Here is a 19,348-nt window from a genome sequence, read left to right as displayed (position 1 = left end):
TGTATACATTCGCTTTTATAAGAAATAATCCCTTTTTCTTACTATACCATTATTTATCTAAAAAAACAGAAAAAAGGGAATCCTCACGGTTCCCCCTGCCTTTTATTCCGTTATTTATATGCAGTATAACTCTCACTGATTAAAATTTCACTTTATACTAATTCTCGTTGCTTCGTTTCTTGCCCAAGTACAATTACAGCAACTACACCAATTAAAATTGATCCGCAGAAAATCGTAAATATTAGTGATAATGAAGCCTGCGAAGCAACTAAGTATCCTACTAATAATGGCCCAAGAATACCACCAATACGACCGAATGCCGCTGCCATCCCTGCACCTGTACCACGAATAACCGTTGGATACTGTTCAGGTGTATAAGCGTATAATGCACCCCAAGCACCTAAATTAAAGAAGGATAGTAACATACCTGCTACGATTAATACTGTTAATGACTCTGCCACTCCAAACAAGTAAGCACTGCATGCTGTACCGATTAAATACGTAACTAAAACAAACTTACGACCAAGACGTTCAATAAACCAAGCAGCAGTGAAATACCCTGGTAATTGAGCTAACGTCATAATAAGTACGTATTGGAAACTTTTTATTAAACTAAATCCTTTTAATACCATTACACTAGGTAACCAAAGGAACATTCCATAATAGGAAAAGACAACACAAAACCATAGAATCCATAGCATAATTGTTGCTTTACGATATTCCCCTGACCAAACTGATTTTATATTTTCAATAACAGATGGCCTTTTTTCAACTTTTTGGAACCTTGGGGAATCCGGTAAATTCCATCTTAAATATAAAGCATATAGTGCTGGAACTGCACTCAATACCATCGCAACTTCCCAACCATATTTCGGAATAACAAAATACGAGATAAGAGCTGCAATTAGCCATCCACCTGCCCAAAAACTTTCTAATAACACAACAATTTTCCCGCGCTCATGCGCTTCAACACTCTCTGATACTAGTGTAGAGGCAACCGGAAGCTCTCCACCAAGCCCCATACCAATTATAAAGCGTAAAACGAGAAACATCGCGAGTGTCGTCGTTAACGCAGTTAAACCACTACCGATAGAAAATAATAATAATGTAATAATAAAGACTGATTTTCGCCCTATTTTATCTGATAGTATCCCAAAAATAAGCGCTCCTACTGCCATACCGATTGAGTTAATACTACCTATCCAGCCCATTTCCTGGCTCGTTAATCCCCAATCCTTTTGCAGGGCTACCATTACAAATGAAAGCATTCCAACATCCATTGCATCAAATAGCCATCCAAGCCCAGCTATACCGAGTAGTTTTCGCTTCGAAATTTCTTTTACCTTGCCCACTAGAAGTCCTCCTCACACAGGTGTCTTTACACATCATTTTACATGTGTGAATTGTATAAGTAAAATACTTTCGTGTAAAAAATTCTCCTTCATCATTCCCAAAAAATAAAATGTTTATCCCGCAATTTGAGGGCAGTAAAACTCCCGACTGGTGAGGGCTGATAATCAATGGGGAATGCCCCCACTGATTAAAGTTTCAATTTATCAAAAATAGACAAATAAAAAAAGTAGCGATATTTCGCTACTTTTTCGAACGCATTACCTCTTTTAAAAATTCCGCTAGTACTAACTGACGACGCCAGCGTGTTGGATTACTGCATAATCTATAAAACCACTCTAAATGAATCGCTTGAATCCATTTTGGTGCACGTTTTACTTCTCCAGCCCATACGTCTAAACTTCCGCCTACTCCAACAGCCATTTTCGTTTCTAAACGATGTCTATTGTTTTGGATAAAGTTCTCTTGTCTTGGAAAACCAAGTGCAACAAATAATAAATCTGGTTTTGCTTCTTGAATGCGAGAAATAATATCCTCTTCATCTTCTTGTTTAAAATAACCATCTTGTGTCCCCACGATGGATACAGCTGAATATGTCTTTGTTAAATGATCTGCTGCAGCTTGTACAACATGCGGCTTTGCACCTAATAAGAAAACAGATACTGGTTTATTCTCTTCTGATAACTTCGCAAGTAAATTACACATTAAATCAAAACCTGCTACACGTTCTTTTAAAGGTGTACCAAGCATACCGCTTGCCTTTACAACCCCAATACCATCAGGTGTAATTAAATCTGTATTCAATAATGTTTGATAGAACTTTTCATCCTTTTTTGCGCACATAACAATTTCAGGATTTGCTGTTACTACCTGAAACGTATGATTTTGCTCCGCTTCTAGTTGTTCTTTTAAATACTGAACCGTTTCATCCATTGTCATTGTAGAGAAAGGAACGCCTAGAATATCAACTGTTTGTACTGCCATAATTAACTATCCCCTCTATCATTACAGGTTTTTCGCTATTAATTGCTTATATGTTTCTTTTGTATCGTCATATAGTTTTTGAAGTGAGAAGTCCATAGTAGCATGCTCATAAATATGTTTACCCATTGCTGCTAACTCTCCGGTCTTCCACTTATCATACGCCTCTTCTAAAGCTAAGGCTAATGCCTTTCCATCACCTGTTGGCACAATCCATCCGTAAGTTTCATCTACGATTAATGGCTCAATTTCTCCAGCCCTAGTCACAATTGATGGTACGCGTTGATTTGCCGCTTCTAATAAAACTAGTGGGAACCCTTCACTATGGGAGGTTAATAAATTTACATGTGACGACGCAAATAATTGTTTTACATCTTGACGATGTCCTAAAAACTCAACTTTATCGTTAATCCCTTTTTCAGTAGCTAATGACTTTAGATTTTCTTCTAACGGGCCATCGCCAACTAATAATACTTTAATTTTCTCTAATTTTGTTTGTTGTAACGCATCGAATAAAACTTCATGTCCTTTGACAGGATGTAATCGTGCTACTTGGATTGCTGTAAATACATCTTCATCAATATTGAACATTTCTTTTTTATTATAGCCTTCTGCTTTTTCCTTATCGTATTCAATTCCATTATAAATAACATGCATCTTTTCATTTGAAATACCTAATGCTGCCAAGCTTTTTTTCAATCTATTTGTTACAACAAAAAATAAATCTATATTTTTTAAGGCTTTCAAATTTAATTTCGTAAAAATCCAACCTTTTAAGCCTTGTTTAGTAAAGTCTTGAAATGGATCACTATGAATAGTCGTTACCCATTTTGCATTTATTCTCTTTTTCATTAGAGAAACATAGAAATTAGCCCTAGGACCATGTGTATGGACTACATCAAATTTTTCGTTATTAATAAATTCACTTATATTCTTTAAAATGGATAAATCATAGCGCGATTTTTGTGAAAACACATGGACTTTTATCCCTAACTCCCTTGCTTCCTTCGCAACAATTCCATCTTCAAATACTGCTAATTCTACTTCACCAGTTGGAAACTGATCGAGAAGTGAAATAATATGTGTTTTCCCTCCCCCATCTTCTGCTCCTGCATTCATATGCAATATTCTCATATTTTTTCCTCCTTTAAATCCTCGCTACGTTTCCATCTATTTTTATTTTACTGTACTAAAAAATAAAAGCTAACAAAAGTTAGCTTTTATTTTTATCATTCAATTTCTAGGTCTACTATTAGATAAGCTAACACCACTACAAAGTAAATCCCAACTCCTGGTGCTGTTAAAATATGTCCTGCAATATAAGCAATACCTAATGCTAACAATAAGCTTGCTGCAATCATTCCATATTTTATATTAAATATGTCCTTAAATCTCGTAGCAAATGCTAGTAGGATTCTTAGCCCGTAATAAATAAATGGAATCATTAATAATGCAAAACCAATAATTCCAAAATCATAAAACCAATCATGGAAGTCCATTTCGATTAGCTTTGGATCTGGCTGCTTTTGTTCATTATATTTAAAGTTACCTGCATAGCCCATTCCTAGTAATTTTTGTGACAATGGCGCTTCTTTAAAGAACTGCTTATGTCTTTCTTCATATACTTGACGTCCGCTGAAGATAAGATTTTCTTGATTTTCTTTCTTTTGTTCTTTCTCAAGCTCTTTCTTAACTTCCTCTTCTATCTTCGCCTTTTCTTCTGGCTTTTCAACTTTATGATGATTTTCTTCTTTTGCTTTAAGTTCTTGCTCTTTTTTCAGCTTCTCTTTAATTTCTTGTTCTTTTTGACCTTGTTGTGCCACATTTTGCTCTGATAAATAATTATTGTGAATACCCATATTTTGCGCTAATGGCGTTTGTTTAAACGTTCCAACTACACCAGCTAATAGGACAACAGCAATTACTGCGTTAAGCGCAAGAGATTTTTTGTTCGGATTTTTTCTATTAAATAATAATTGTAGTACAATGATCCCGATTGCTGCTGCTAACGTAGCACCAATTGAGCCCATTCCTACTTTTGTACCAACTTGAATTAATGAGTAAATCATTAAAAGTGATGGAATCCAATATAAAATGTGTTTCCAGCTCTTTGTTTTTTGAATAGAATATAGTACCACAATAGGGAAAATAATAGCTAAGATTGAACCTAGTTCATTCCCTGCATAGAACCAACCTCGAGAACCAACCTTCATCCATTCATAACTACCAAAATCAGTAGATGTTGAAATAGAAATAACCATAATTGCGTTAATGATTAATGTAGAATATACAATACTATTTCGAACCTTATCACTAATATTAACTGTCTTTTTCAATGATTTTAAAGCTAAAATGTATGATCCCAGCATAATATATATATATAATGCTTTCGCAACGAATTTAACTTCTTCACTAAGTACAATAGGATTTTTAACTACTTTGTTATTAATAAATCCTATTCCTAAAACTCCAGCTAATAATATAAGATAAATTAAAAACTTTCTATTTTCCTTCTCTTTTGCCTGAATTAAAATGTAAATACCACCAACAGCCATAATAAGGAATCTCACTAAAATTCCAACGGTAGCATTTGATTTTAATAAAGTGATGCTAAGAGACGTTAATAAATCTAAAACAGGCTGTAAAATAATAAAAAAGAGCAAAAAATGCTCAAATCTAACCCTAGCTTGATTTGCTAACATTCCAAGACCTCCATACAAAATCTTAACATTATCTTTTAATCATAATTTTTTATCGTTCAAACACACCTAGCAATTATAACATAACTCATATTCAAATCTAGAACTATTTTTCCAGCTAAAACTAGCCAGGACAAGTATTAATCAGTAATAGAAATTACTGTCCTTTAGCTATACTCCCCTATTTTTACAAAAGCTATCTAACAACCATCCCCTTATTTTTGTCAGTATATACATATTTTTTTATCATTTTATACAAATATAAACCAACGCACCTACTATTGTAACATTTTACCAAATAGGTAACATCAAAAAATGTGAAATTAATCTTTTCATATCTTTTTCAAATTAATTTATGGCTACTTTCCAAACATTTTCAAACGCTTTCTTTATGTATTTCATCCGTTTTTCTACATGTAACGAAAAGTAATTGTTATTTCCAATACTTTAGTGTATATTTTTTCTCTGGAACATCTTTAAGAGGAAGGGATTAAGGCCATGTTATTAATCGATATATTTACGTTTCTTGGCATTATCGCCGCTGCCATTTCTGGTACATTAGTTGGTTTAAAAAAAGATTTAGATTTATTTGGTGTCCTTTGTTTAGCTGTAGCTACTGCGCTCGGCGGCGGTATTATTCGTGATATTATGATTGGTAACCTGCCCCCTGTCGCATTTGTAAAGCCCATTTACTTTTTCGTAAGTGTATTATCAGCATTATTTACTTGTATGTTTTTTGAGCGCATCAATAAACTTCAAGTCGTTATTATGCTTTCTGATGCTGTAGGCTTAGGCGTTTTTACAGCTATTGGTGCAAATGCGGCAATGTCACATCATGTTGACGCCTCATTTCTAGTTGTTTCAATGGGAGTCATTACAGGTATTGGAGGCGGTATTTTGCGTGACATTTGTGCTCAAGATATCCCTTACGTATTCCGAAAAGAGATCTACGCAATCGCTTCTATCTTAGGAGCAATTAGCTTCCTAATCACACATGCAATGGGGGCGCACGTATTAGCTTTCTATGTTTGTTTATTAGTAACATTCGTTATTCGTGTCGTCACTGTAATATATAATGTGCATTTCCCTGTTTTCTTTAAAACACATGCTAAAATTAATAAAGGCCATTAAGAGAATTCTATCTAGAATTCTCTTAATTTATATACTATTCTACAAACTAATATAGAGTAATTACTCTATATTAGTTTTAAAATTGAAAACGTTTTATAAACAGGGGGAAGAATGATGCTTGGGGTTTTCAAAAAAAATATTAATAAAACAAACGCCAGTATACTTGAATTAAGTAAGGACCAACAAATAACTTTTAATGTCCCTACTAATTCTGAACTAAAAATCCAAATGGATATGCTACATATTTCAAAAGAAGATTTACAAGTTGTCAAAGTACTACAGCCTTTTATTTATGCAGAAATAGATTGGATTACTGAAAAATTCTATGCCAACATTACAAAACAACCTAATTTAATTACTATTATTGAACGTTACAGCTCTATTCCAAAATTAAAACAAACTTTAAAAACACACATTAAAGAATTATTCAGCGGCAATATGCATGAAGATTTTATTGAACAGCGTGTTAGGATTGCCAAAAGACATGTACAAATTGGTTTACATCGAAAATGGTATACTGCTGCTTATCAAGAATTATTCCGCTCTATCATTAAGATTTTGCAAACAAAAATAACAACAATCGATGATTTTTCCTATTCTATAAATGTCATAAATAAATTATTCACTCTTGAACAAGAACTTGTTCTTGCAGCTTATGAATCTGAATATGAAAGAATACAAAAAGGGCACGAGAAAGAAAAAGAACTAACTGCTATGACAATTACGCATATTGCAACAGAACTAGCTGCCGTATCTGAAAAAACAAGTTCTTCTATTCAAAAACTAACCGCTAAATCTGAAACTATTGTAGAAATCGCTAAAACAGGTACATCATTAGCTACAACATCTGAAGAAAAAGCGAATAAAGGGAAAGAACAATTAAACCAACAAAACAAACGAATGGGATCTATTCAAATGAATATGGAAACGATTATTACAGATACTCATGAACTTCTCGATATTTCCAACAAAATTAATGAAATCATAGATATCGTTAAATCGATTGCGGAGCAAACAAATTTACTCGCATTAAATGCTGCTATTGAGTCTGCACGTGCTGGAGAATTTGGTAAAGGTTTTTCTGTTGTTGCTGGTGAAATCCGAAAATTATCAGAGCAAACGAAGGAATCTATATTTAACGTTACAAAGCTCGTTGAAAAAACAAATGAGCAAATTACCCGTGTCTCGTCTTCCGTGAAACAAATTAGTTCTCTCGTATCAGAAGGAACAGATAGTATGTCGGCCACAGATCAATACTTCCAAGAAATTGTAAAAGATATGTCTAACTCAAAAGAACAGAATAAAAAAATTGAACATGAGCTACAAGCTATTTCACAAGTAATGAAAGGGATTCAAGATGATTCCTCAAAAATGGCCCTAACAGCCGATAATTTACAACTAGAACTAAACCGATAAGATAAAGTGAAACTTTAATCAGACCTCACCAATCGGGCTTTTACGGGCAGCCCGCCCCCCCACCTAACTTCTTTGTTTTCGCTGAATTTTTGGGTGGGGGTCTTACTGCCCGGCAAATAGCGGGATAAAATTCAGGTCAGGCGTACTCTCTATCTGCACTGACTACTAAATTTCATATTCCATCAAAAAAAGAATCCAGAATGGATTCTTTTTATTTTCTGAAAAATATTTTTTGACAATACATATAACTCATATAAACACCAAAGCTCTGCAAAATAAACAGTGCTGGCATAATTATATTGTAATACGCCACATCTACTTGGAAGAGTCTTAACAATACGTAGCCACTAATTAAAAACAAGAACAACATATATCCCTCATTTTGTTGTTTCTTAATAAGGAAGTGTAATAGAGCTATGGCCATAAACAATGTTACGGCTATATATATCAGTTTTTCACATTTGAAAAGAATAGAATTTATCCCCTCATCTGAAAACTGATTTATCATCGGTTCTAAAAGTTTAAACCTTTCTCCCTCAATCTCTTTTAACTTTTGACCAATATGCTCTGTTACACTTTGATTTTTCGGCATTTTTTCCTCATGTTGTGTTTTGCCAATTAAGACCGATTGAACATACGCCTCATTCGAAATCGTATATTGTGACATTCCCATTGTCTTAATTCCATAATTCACACCAAAATGAACACTATAAAATAGAATAAGTATCCCTATCATCTTTAGTAACACCTTTTGTTTCGTTGCTGATTGAAACACTTCAATTAATAATACATATACAGCGATAAAAATAGGAAGAAATAATCCCATTGGGAAAATCATATTACTAAATGCAAATAAAATCGCTGAAAACACCCACATATAAGGATGATCTAATCCTTTATATAAAAGTATGTAACAAGCAAAATAAAATAAAAATATTGCAAGTGACTCAGGAGTTAATACGGAACTCATAAATATATTTGGAATATACAGAGCATAAAATATAGAAGCAATACGACCGCATTCTTCTCCAAAAACCATTGCCGCAATACGATAAATAAAAAATACAGTTCCTGCGCAAAATAACACATTAAATAGTTGTAAAGCGAATATTGTATCACCAAATATACGAATAATTACTGACTCATATATAATAAAAGGCAAATGAGTTACAGTCCCTATATTATTACCAATTGCAATCTGCTTTGCAGACTCATACATCACTTTCATATCACCAATTATTGGAGCATCTACAAATAAAAGCATACTAAGTCTCACAACTATAGATATACTTATAAGAAAAATAAGAAATTGTTTATCTGTAAAACGATATTGTAGTATTGATGCCACTAACAAAATGAGTATGACGAAAATTGCCAATATGATTGTTACACTTGTTGTACTTCCTCCAAAAAATTGCTTACTTGTCTCAAATGCTGCCCAACAACTATAAACAAAAAATGCGAGCATCGCACCGATTATAATTTTATTGAAGAAAGATGAAAAATTTGTTTGTATATGATTCATATGTCCATTGCACCTCTATTTCCATTCATAACAAAACGATTCTATCATGAATGGGTACACGGCTGATAGAAAATTTCTATGACAAATACATAGTCATTACTTTTTCACTTGCAATGTAAGCGAATCCTCTTTTACACTACATTTTAGACAAAATAAATTTTCTTTCAGTTACATGAATACAAATACAGAAGTTTAAATAATCCTCTTTTGGAATACACTTTACTTCATTAAATATCTAATGTGAGTACTCCGCGTACACATATTATTCTGATTGAAAACAGACTATAGGGGCTGAATATATGGAAAAGAAATTCATGCGAGAATCTAAAGCAATTAAGACAACACGTGTTTTTCCTAACGATTTAAATAATCACCAAACACTTTTTGGAGGGAAATTATTAGCAGAAATTGATAGTATTGCTTCAATTGCGGCTGCAAGACATAGTCGTAAACATTGCGTAACAGCATCTATCGATTCAGTTGATTTTTTAACTCCAATTCACCAAGCTGATTCTGTTTGTTATGAAGCATTCGTATGTTATACAGGGAAATCTTCAATGGAAGTTTTCGTAAAAGTAATTGCAGAAAATTTATTAGCAGGCGAGCGTAGAATTGCTGCTACTTGCTTTATTACATTTGTAGCAATAAAAGATGGAAAACCTTCATCTGTACCACAAGTACTTCCTGAAACTGAGGAAGAACATTGGTTACACACAACCGGTTCAGAACGCGCGGAAAACCGAAAAAAAGGACGTTTAAAAAGCAAGGAGATGGCTGAAGTTTTAACTTTAAGTAAGCCATGGAATATGTAATACGATAATTTCACTTCATACATGCACAGGTTTTTTCATCCTTGCATGTATTTTTTATTATAAAAAATGCCACCCCTTATCTTTTATTTACTGTTTGTCTCCTAAAATAACCCACCAGTTTTTCCTTTATTTTGCTATGCTATTAATGGTATATTAGATAAGGTTCGTTTAAAAATAACTATAATATAATTAAGTATATAAGGGATGGTGCGGTAATGTCTATTGAGGTACCAATTTCAATACCAAAAACGTTAATTATTATTCCTGCTTATAACGAGGAAGAAGCAATTGCGGATACATTAACAAGATTATTAAAACTAAAACAGCATTTTACAGAATTAAGCATTTGCGTTATTAACGATGGATCACATGATAAAACAGCTCAAATCGTAAATGATTTTCCTGTTCACCTTGTGAACTTACCCTATAATCTAGGTATTGGCTCGGCTGTACAAACTGGTTATAAATACGCTTATGAGAATGGATATGATATTGCGATTCAGTTCGATGCTGATGGCCAACATAATCCTGATGACTTATACAAAATTATAAAACCTATCGCTGAAGACCAATGCGATATGGTACTAGGTTCACGTTTTACAGAAAAAACAGCCTATAAAGGGAGTATTTCCAGAAGAATTGGTATTTTTTATTTTACTGCTCTATTGAAAGTACTAACAAAACAAACCTTTATGGATCCAACTTCTGGGTATCGTGCTATCAATCGAGAAGTAATTAAGATTTTTGCATACAATTATCCAAAAGATTATCCAGAGCCAGAAGTCCTTATTCATTTAAAAAAGAAAAAATTACGCATTAATGAAATCTCCGTAAATATGCAAGAACGCCAAGGGGGACAATCTTCTATTACACCTCTCAAATCTGCATATTACATGATTAAAGTAAGTCTTGCTATATTGATGCAAAAAATCGTGAAAGGTTGATAATAAATGCCTATAATTACCTTTTCATTTATCTTCATTCTACTATTATTTTTATTAATTATTAATTCCATTCGTCGTGGAGCTTTAGAAACGAAATATGCTATTTTATGGATTTTTGTTTGTGTTTCAATGGCAATTTTAAGTTCTACTGAAAAAATTATAAATTGGATTGGACAACTATTACACGTAGAATATCCTCCATCTGTTTTATTCTTATTTGGACTATTATTCTGTTTCATCTTAATTTTTGACTTAACAAGAAAAATTTCTAAATTACATCATCAGCTTGTAACATTAACGCAAGATTATGCGTTATTAAAGCAAAAATTAAACGTTAAGCAAACTGAAACTGATAACGAATAGTTTTCTATTTAAATATGAACATATACGAAAAAACATCTTAATTTTTCAAAAAAATTAAGATGTTTTTTATTTCAAACTATTTTTTTCTAATTAATAATTTACTAATTTTCATAACCGTTGCCACAGTACCGACTCCAATTATAATAAATAAGAATGGTATTAACGGTAATGCATATCGTTCATATGCAACATAAAAACACGTTAAAGCTGTTTGCAGTAAAAGGATTGACCATAAAAATGTAGTCTCTCTCCACCTTTTTAAAAGGAAAATAAATGAAAGTACTGTACATATTAAAAACATCGTCTTAATAAAATTATATATTTCATTCATATCCTTTGCAGAAACATTGAACACTTCAATATTATGCTCTATAGAATAATACGGTTTTTTCCAAAGAATTTCTGGTTTCAAGACTAAATAACTCTCTATCATAGATTCCTTATCCGTTTTCCACCATTCTTTCATTTTATCAATCGCTATTTTTTCTTCTAATTCCATAAATTCATGCGCTTCAAGATTAGGGTACTTTGCATGTAATTCTATTTCAAGTTCCCCCATATCCTTACCTTCTGGGTAGCCTTTCCCTTGATACGTTCCAAGTAATAACGGATTCCCTGCCCCAGCAGTTAGTGGGATAAATTTATCAAATTGAATGTAATTGCGGGCCCACCATGGTCCAAGTACGATAAGTCCTATTCCTATGCTTATAATCGCCTGCTTCATCATAATCCGGAATGGGTAGCGTTTCATTAAAAGATACCCAAATAATAAGATTGGATATAAGGCAATTTGTACGCGGAGGTACAGTGCTAAAAAGTAGAAAATTAATACGATCAGAAGATGTTTCGTTTTATGAGTATCAGCTAATTTTAAACTCCAATATACTAATCCTAATGAAAGGAATAGAAACGGTCCTTCTGTTAAAGTTAAATTTTCCATAACAATCTCTGGAGGATACACAGCTAATAAGAAAGCACCTATTAATCCTGCAGCAGGATTCAATAAATAAGTACCAATCTTATAAGTTAGCAAAATACTAAGTACCCCTAATAGGATAATAATTAATTTGGCTACAAAAAGACCTTCACTGCCATTTCCAAAAAAGTAAAATACAGCTGCTAATAAGGCTGGAAAACCCGGCATAATATGAATCGTTGGTTTATCTGGTTCATGGTATGTTAACATCCCTGTTTCCAATAAAATATTTGCCGTTTTTTGATAACCTATATCATCGCTAGCTATAGATAGATCTGCACCGTGTGTTTGTAAAGTTGCAAAACGAAGTGCAAACCCGACAATCATAATAATCCCTAAAAGGACTATATTAGATTTGCGAGTAAATCGCCCTAACATCTCATCTTCTCCCTTCAGATACATAATCTCCAAAATATTTTTCTATATTTTTACAACACAATACGTTCTATAATAAATACTTTTTATACAAAGTACAACAATAGAAAGTTGATTTACAAAGTTTATATGCGTTAAACTTATACAGATGTTCTTGTAATCTTCTCCCTTTCAAAGGGCTTGTATATATGGTGCAAGACATAAAAAACTTGAGGAGATAAAAATTCTATGATGGAACAAAAGCAACTTGTTTCTGTTGTCATACCTCTGTATAACACGGAAAAATATATTGAAGAAACGATGCAGTCAATACTAGATCAAACATATAAAAACATTGAAATTGTAATTGTAGATGATGGAAGTAAAGATCAATCACCTTCTATCGTGAAAAACCTTGCCGAAAAATATCCAGGGCAAGTAAAATACGTTCATCAAAAAAACCAAGGTGTTTCGGTAGCTCGTAATACAGGTATCGAAAGTGCTAGCGGAGAATATGTCGCTTTCCTTGATAGTGATGACTTATGGCATCCAACTAAAATTGAGAAGCAAGTCGAAAGTATGCATAAAAACAACATGGACGCGTGCTATTGTGGTTATATGAATTTCTACGAAGAAACAGGCGAGAAGGTTGAACATACAACAAACTTTATTAAAGGCGATATGGCAAAAGCATTCCTAACACATCAGGTTGTTGCTCAAACAAGTACTTGGATTTTCAAACGATCCATCGTAATGGATCATAACATTCGTTTTACACCAGGATGTAGTTGGGGCGAAGACTTGGAATTTTTATTTAAACTTATGAGTGTGACAAATGTATGTTATGTCGATGAATACTTAACATATTATAGAATCTTATCAGAAGGAAATCTTTCTTCTAAATATAAAGATTATGAATTAAAAACAACAAAAGAGCTGGAAGTATTCAACCGTATGAAGGACTGGGTACATAATAAATCTCAAGATTTCATTACAAAAGATTCTCAGTCACTTATTGAAATTCTTGAGACTTATTTATTCCCTTATACAGTCATCAATAACGCTTGTATATATATTAAGGGAAACTCTCAATTAGATAAATCACAAGTTCAATTAATCAAAAAAGATATAAAGAAATATTGCCGTAAAATCTATTCAAAAAATGGAAAGCGTAGTAAAAAGCTATATGCAATGCTTTGGTTTGTACGAATTAAATTTCTGTTTTCTTAAACCGAAAATATAACGGTACTCTCTCTTTCTGTGAACAAATCAAATTTACAAATAGGACAAGCTAACCGGGTCCTAAAGAATAGAAAGGTCCTTTCTCATGAAAACAAATAAAATTCTAAAAAACGCATCCTACCTCTTTGTAGGAAACATTACTGTTCGCTTTGTACTGGCCATTGCAACAATTCTCTTTGCAAGATATGTTTCTCCAGAGGATTACGGTATGTTTACAACTGCATTAGCAGTTTCAGCTGTTATTTGTTACTTTACAGATGCAGGTTTGACACATACGTTTATGCGTGAAGGAACGAGAAGCGATGCTAATATTAGCGTACTAATAAGTAGTTATTTACGTATTCGTTTAATATTAGCTATCGTAATTTCTGTACTCTTCGCCATTTTTGCCCAGTTCTTCTATCCCGATGCTTACTTACGTGCGATGGTATATTGGGTTGTTCTACCAACAATGTTCGGAGCAACCTTACAAGGTGTCGGAATGGCTTACTTCCAAGTAACAGAACGTATGCAATTTACAGCTATTATTTCTGTACTACAAGGTGTAACAGCTGCTGCTGCCTTATTACTAGGAATGTCTTTTCAATGGTCACTTATGATGGTTGCTGCTATGTACGGGGTATCTAGTCTTGTAACAGGTGTTATCGCCTTTATAATGACAATACGCTATACGAAAGTCCATAAGGGTTGGGATAAAGGTATTTTAGATCAACTACTTATTTTCACAATCAATGGAATCATCATTATGCTCTTACCACAATTGGGGCCTATTATATTAGAAAAGGTTTCAACATATAATCAAGTTGGATTCTTTGGTGCTGCATCTAAAATACCTGCTGTACTATATCAAATACCTGGAGTAATTGCAGCTGCCTTTTATCCAAGGCTTTTTGCTTTTGGTAATGAGAAGAACATTGAAGAGCATAGAAAATTATCAAGTTTTGAATTAAAACTTATGTCTTTTTTAGGAATGGGAATTTCTATCCCCTTTATTGCTGATCCAAGTTTCTGGATTGTTAGTTTATTAGGAGAAAAGTACGCTCCCGCTGGTGACGCTCTTGCTATTTTAGCGTTTATGGTTATTTTACAATCAATTAACTATCCACTAGCCGACAATTTAACAACAATTGGCCAGCAATGGAAACGCGCAACAACAATGACTATTGGATTAGTTGTTGCCATCATAAGTTATATTGTATTAGGTAGTAAATATGGAATGATGGGGGCAGCTGTGGCAGCTATCCTTACCGAAATTACACTATTAATCGGATTTACCCTCTTTATTCGTAAAGGCATACAATTATTAGTTAAAGGAATTATATTTAATTCCTTAGCCTTTCTTATTAGTTACGGTATATACCGATTTACATTAATCAACTTACCACCATTAGTTGCTTTAACGCTTACTGGTATACTATACGGTATAATCGGGGTTTTAATTGACCCTCAAATACGTGGATTCGTTTTAGGGTTTATAAAACAAAAGCTCATTCGCAAACATGCTTAAAAACAAAAAGCTTTTCCTATTTAAAAATGGAAAAGCTTTTTGTTTTTTTATATACCACCATTTTTCTTCAGTAAAAAAATTCTATATATTCCAGGTCAAATTGACTTACTTTCTGAAAATGCCTTATACTAAATTACATGTAAACTATGAATTTCAACGCCTGTAAAAATATATATGCTTCAACAAAAATATATATTTTCTCATGTTAAAACTAAAAAACACACCTTTAAAAATTGGTGTGTTTTTATATGCTACCTAAAAACTAGTTGCTACATGATAACAACTTTTAAAGGAGGATTATCAATTTTTATGAGCATAAAGCCGAATAATAAATTCTTTTCCAAGAAAACGATAATAATTATGCCAATATTATTATTGTGTGCTTTTGCTTTTCATTATTTCTTTTTAACATCTAATCAAGCCTTTTCTGGTACAGGGGATGCGTTACGCCAATTTGGCTTCTTTACGTTTCTTCTGCAACATGCCTTTAAAGATGGCAACCTTTTTTGGTCTTTTGATTATGGGTTAGGTGGAGATTTATTTGGAGAGTTTAGTTATTATTACAGCACATCACCGTTTTTCTGGATTACACTGTTACTACCTAAACTAAGTCTTGAGCAAGTGTATGACGTGAAATTATACATGAGTATTTTAAAAAACTTTTTAGCTATGTTATTCATGTATGGCTCTTTACGTTACCATAATAAAACAGCATTCTCATCTTTTGTTGCTGCTATTATATATGGTGGCTGTATTACTTTCATCCGCCACTCTTTACTATGGGATTTCATGGCTGATGCCATTGTATTTTTACCATTAGTAGTATGGGGACTTGATAAATATATTATTGAAAAGAAGCGCGGACTTTTCCTAATCGCTGCTACTTTAATGTTAGCATCAAACTTTTATTTTGCTTTTATCACAAGTATTTTTATATTCATTTATGCATTATTCCAATACTTTGCGACACAACAAAATAAAACGATTGTCTCTTTTCTAACTTATTATATTAGAATCGGCTTATTGTACGGACTATCACTCGGTTTAGCCGCCGTTTGCTTCCTCCCATCAGTTAATGCCGTATTTAGTGCCGATCGACTATCAAAAAAGTTTGAGATACCACTATTATTTGAAGATAAATTTTATAAAGATTTAATGGAAAATATTTTCTTCATGTATAGTGCTGAAAATCATCAACTAGCTTTACCAGCTTTAATTTTATTCTTAATTGTATTTGGAATGTTTATACGTGATAAACTCGTTAAAAATAAAGTATTCTTTACGTTATTCATGTTCATTCTGTTTATGCTTCCATATACATATTCTGTATTTAATGGTTTTTCAGCAATGCAATCTAGATGGTTTTATTTATTTGTATTTGTCATTGCCCAAACAATTGCATACATCTTAGATTGGATGATTGTTCATAAGAAAGACTACAAATTACCTTATTTAATAAGTTTATTAGTATCTATAGGATTATTCATTTATGCATTTTATAGAAAAGCAAATATAAATGTAACTGATAAGCCTTTACAGGACGTTGATAACATTTTACTCGGAACCGTCGTTCTTTCTGTTATTACAGTATGTTTATGGCGTTATATTTCTAAACCTTTCATACAATTTTTAGTTGTATTGAACGTACTCGTTAGCACAATTTCTATGAATTATATGTATGCGAATAATATACTTAGCACCGTTTACGGACAGAGCCAGATTTCAACAGAAAAGTTACACGAACCAGGTTATGATAATAAAGAAGAAATCGCTGCAATTCGCTACATACAAGAAAATGATAAAGATTTTTATCGTATCCTTAATCCATATAGCGAATATAACACACCAATGCTACAAGGATATCATGGCGTAAGTACGTATCAAAGCTTGGTTAATTATTATGTCCATGACTTTATGAAAAATAAATACGGTGTATTCCAAATGTACGATACACCTTCAATGTTTTATCAAGCTGATAGTCGACTACTACTTGAAAATATGCTAGGTGTAAAATATCGCGTATTAAGTGTTGATACAGATCCAAAGAATGTACCTTATGGATATAAACTATTACAGCAAGTAGGACCGTATAATATTTACAAAAACGACTATGCTTTACCGTTAGGTTATGTATATGATTCGGCTATAAGTGAAGAAGAGTTTTCTAAATTAAACTTCGCTCAGCGTGATCAATTATTATTACATGCTGTTGTCGTTAATAATACAAAAGAATTTTCATTAAACCATTTTAATAAACAAGATCTTAAATCAAAGGCAGTATCTATTAAAACGGAAAAAGCAAAATTCGAAAACATGGAAAAAGAAGGAAACAAACTAATTGTTCATGGCTATGGAAATATGATCGTACCTATCAATTACCCTAATACGCCTGGTGATCTACTAATAGAATTAAAATTGAAAAATGCAGGTACATTCAATGCAGCTGTTAATGGAAAAACGATAGGAAAAGGTGACGATGCTGGTGCATACTCGTATCCGTTAGAAAGATTTGTTTACAATTTAGGCAATGAGCGTCCAGAAAACCTAACTATCTCTATTGATGTGGCAGGTGAGTATGAATTAGGTGACTTACAAGCAAATATTGTAAACTATGAAAGTGTACAAAAAGAAACAAAAAAATTAACTGAAAATAGACTTGAAAATATTTATTATAAGAACAATTATTTAAAAGGAGATATTAACTCAAATAAAGACGGGCTCCTATATTTATCTGTTCCATATAGTAAAGGTTGGACTATAAAAGTTGATGGAAAAGAAACGGAATTTACGAAAGCGAATTCTGCATTTATCGGTGTTCCCATTACAAAAGGCTCACATGTAATCGAAATGACTTACGTTACACCTTACTTCAAATTAGGTATGATTATATCAATCATCTCACTAATTATTTGTGTAGCTTTACTAATTTTCACAAATCCAAAAGCACGACGAAAATTTTCTTTTAAAAAGCAATAATGAGCACTCAATGAATCATGAAGCTATCCAATTGGGTAGCTTCATATAAAAACGCATAACATTGTTTTAACCCATTACAAACAAGGAGTGTCAAAAATGACTCTTTCAATCGTTGTACCATGCTACAATGAAGAAAAGGTGCTTCGTGCCTTTTATTCAGAGACTTCTCTTGAAATTCATAAATTAACTACCGATTATGAATTTGTTTTTGTTAATGATGGTAGTAAAGATGATACTTTAAATATTTTACGTGATTTAGCTAGTTCAGATTCGTCAGTACACTATATATCATTTAGTCGAAACTTCGGAAAAGAAGCTGCAATGTTAGCAGGTTTAAAATATGCTACAGGCGATGCAATCGTTATTATGGATGCTGACTTACAACACCCTCCTACGTTAATAAAAGAACTGTTAGAAGGATATAACGACGGCTACGACCAAGTCATTGCAAAAAGGACAAGAACTGGTGATTCACCCGTTCGCTCTTTCGTCTCTCGTCTTTACTATAAGGTGATGAATAAGTTTGTAGATATTGAATTAGTAGATGGTATTGGTGACTTTAGACTTTTAAGTCGAAGAGCAGTAGATTCTTTAGTATCTTTAAGTGAATACAACCGATTTTCAAAGGGCTTATTCTCTTGGATCGGTTATAACGAATTAATCATTGAATATGAAAATGTATTACGTTCTGATGGAGAAAGTAAATGGACCTTCTCGAAATTATTAAATTACGGAATTGATGGTGTAATTTCATTCAATAATAAACCGTTACGTCTATCTATATATCTCGGATTACTAACAACCATTTTTGGACTTTTATATGTAATCACTACGTTCGTTCAAATCATCCTTGGTGGTGTGGAAGTTCCTGGTTACTTCACTCTCATTTCCGCTATACTATTTATTGGTGGTATTCAACTCATATTCCTAGGAGTTATCGGGGAATATATCGGTCGTATTTATTATGAAACAAAACGTAGACCACATTTTATTGTAGCTGAAAAGAAAGTTAGTGAAGTCAAACAAAAAGCATAATAAAAAAGTTACTTCTGTATAATCTGTACCCTTTGTA

The 19,348-nt window shown here is 32.8% G+C and carries 15 protein-coding genes and 1 pseudogene; 10 read left to right on the top strand and 6 right to left on the bottom strand.

Annotated features, from left to right (window positions below; genetic code table 11):
• Positions 1-152: 152 nt before the first annotated feature.
• From COK05_RS25585 to COK05_RS25565, 4 genes are all read right to left on the bottom strand, one after another.
• Positions 153-1,352, bottom strand: a complete 1,200-nt coding sequence (locus tag COK05_RS25585; protein WP_098614790.1) for an MFS transporter — start codon at positions 1,350-1,352, stop codon at positions 153-155.
• Positions 1,353-1,593: 241 nt separating this feature from the next.
• The gene (locus COK05_RS25575) at positions 1,594-2,334 is read right to left on the bottom strand and encodes a WecB/TagA/CpsF family glycosyltransferase (protein WP_098614788.1); all 741 of its coding nucleotides are present in this window, start codon (positions 2,332-2,334) and stop codon (positions 1,594-1,596) included.
• A gap of 21 nt (positions 2,335-2,355) precedes the next feature.
• The gene (locus tag COK05_RS25570) at positions 2,356-3,465 is read right to left on the bottom strand and encodes a glycosyltransferase family 4 protein (RefSeq protein WP_098614787.1); all 1,110 of its coding nucleotides are present in this window, start codon (positions 3,463-3,465) and stop codon (positions 2,356-2,358) included.
• A gap of 95 nt (positions 3,466-3,560) precedes the next feature.
• Positions 3,561-5,033: an O-antigen ligase family protein gene (locus COK05_RS25565; protein ID WP_098614786.1), complete on the bottom strand. Its 1,473-nt coding sequence runs from the start codon at positions 5,031-5,033 to the stop codon at positions 3,561-3,563.
• 495 nt (positions 5,034-5,528) lie between these two features.
• On the opposite strand from COK05_RS25565, the gene COK05_RS25560 reads away from it, so the two are divergent.
• From COK05_RS25560 to COK05_RS32235, 3 genes and pseudogenes are all read left to right on the top strand, one after another.
• Positions 5,529-6,161: a trimeric intracellular cation channel family protein gene (locus COK05_RS25560; protein ID WP_000924371.1), complete on the top strand. Its 633-nt coding sequence runs from the start codon at positions 5,529-5,531 to the stop codon at positions 6,159-6,161.
• Positions 6,162-6,272: 111 nt separating this feature from the next.
• Positions 6,273-6,821: pseudogene (locus tag COK05_RS32240) on the top strand (protoglobin family protein); the annotation flags it as partial.
• Positions 6,822-6,875: 54 nt separating this feature from the next.
• Positions 6,876-7,577, top strand: coding sequence for a methyl-accepting chemotaxis protein (locus COK05_RS32235; protein WP_373605410.1), 702 nt, complete (start codon positions 6,876-6,878; stop codon positions 7,575-7,577).
• A 211-nt stretch (positions 7,578-7,788) separates the two neighbouring features.
• Here COK05_RS32235 and COK05_RS25550 read toward each other — a convergent pair whose 3' ends face one another.
• Positions 7,789-9,102 (bottom strand): ArnT family glycosyltransferase, encoded by a 1,314-nt coding sequence (locus tag COK05_RS25550; protein ID WP_098614784.1) that lies wholly within the window; start codon positions 9,100-9,102, stop codon positions 7,789-7,791.
• A gap of 299 nt (positions 9,103-9,401) precedes the next feature.
• Here COK05_RS25550 and COK05_RS25545 point away from each other — a divergent pair, with 299 nt between their 5' ends.
• From COK05_RS25545 to COK05_RS25535, 3 genes are all read left to right on the top strand, one after another.
• Entirely contained in the window at positions 9,402-9,914 is a 513-nt protein-coding gene (locus COK05_RS25545) for an acyl-CoA thioesterase (protein ID WP_098614783.1), read from the top strand.
• Between the two features lie 215 nt (positions 9,915-10,129).
• Complete coding sequence (locus tag COK05_RS25540; protein WP_098614782.1) at positions 10,130-10,858, top strand: glycosyltransferase family 2 protein; 729 nt, start codon at positions 10,130-10,132, stop codon at positions 10,856-10,858.
• A gap of 6 nt (positions 10,859-10,864) precedes the next feature.
• A complete protein-coding gene (locus tag COK05_RS25535; RefSeq protein ID WP_098614781.1) occupies positions 10,865-11,221 on the top strand; it encodes a DUF2304 domain-containing protein in 357 nt (118 codons plus the stop codon).
• A gap of 76 nt (positions 11,222-11,297) precedes the next feature.
• Here COK05_RS25535 and COK05_RS25530 read toward each other — a convergent pair whose 3' ends face one another.
• The gene (locus tag COK05_RS25530; protein WP_141539255.1) at positions 11,298-12,575 is read right to left on the bottom strand and encodes a glycosyltransferase family 39 protein; all 1,278 of its coding nucleotides are present in this window, start codon (positions 12,573-12,575) and stop codon (positions 11,298-11,300) included.
• 225 nt (positions 12,576-12,800) lie between these two features.
• Between COK05_RS25530 and COK05_RS25525 the strand changes: the two genes are divergently transcribed.
• The 4 genes from COK05_RS25525 to COK05_RS25510 all read left to right on the top strand — a co-directional run bounded on the left by COK05_RS25525 (position 12,801) and on the right by COK05_RS25510 (position 19,311).
• The gene (locus tag COK05_RS25525) at positions 12,801-13,781 is read left to right on the top strand and encodes a glycosyltransferase family 2 protein (RefSeq protein ID WP_098614780.1); all 981 of its coding nucleotides are present in this window, start codon (positions 12,801-12,803) and stop codon (positions 13,779-13,781) included.
• 97 nt (positions 13,782-13,878) lie between these two features.
• Positions 13,879-15,300, top strand: coding sequence for a flippase (locus tag COK05_RS25520; RefSeq protein WP_098614779.1), 1,422 nt, complete (start codon positions 13,879-13,881; stop codon positions 15,298-15,300).
• A 309-nt stretch (positions 15,301-15,609) separates the two neighbouring features.
• Positions 15,610-18,276, top strand: a complete 2,667-nt coding sequence (locus COK05_RS25515; RefSeq protein WP_098614778.1) for a YfhO family protein — start codon at positions 15,610-15,612, stop codon at positions 18,274-18,276.
• 96 nt (positions 18,277-18,372) lie between these two features.
• Complete coding sequence (locus tag COK05_RS25510) at positions 18,373-19,311, top strand: glycosyltransferase family 2 protein (protein WP_000175828.1); 939 nt, start codon at positions 18,373-18,375, stop codon at positions 19,309-19,311.
• The last annotated feature ends 37 nt before the right edge of the window (positions 19,312-19,348 follow it).

This window comes from Bacillus cereus, assembly GCF_002567495.1.
Classification (GTDB): Bacteria; Bacillota; Bacilli; order Bacillales; family Bacillaceae_G; genus Bacillus_A; species Bacillus_A cereus_AQ.
Note: the sequence above shows the minus strand (reverse complement) of the source record. Positions and strands in the feature narration are given on the sequence as shown.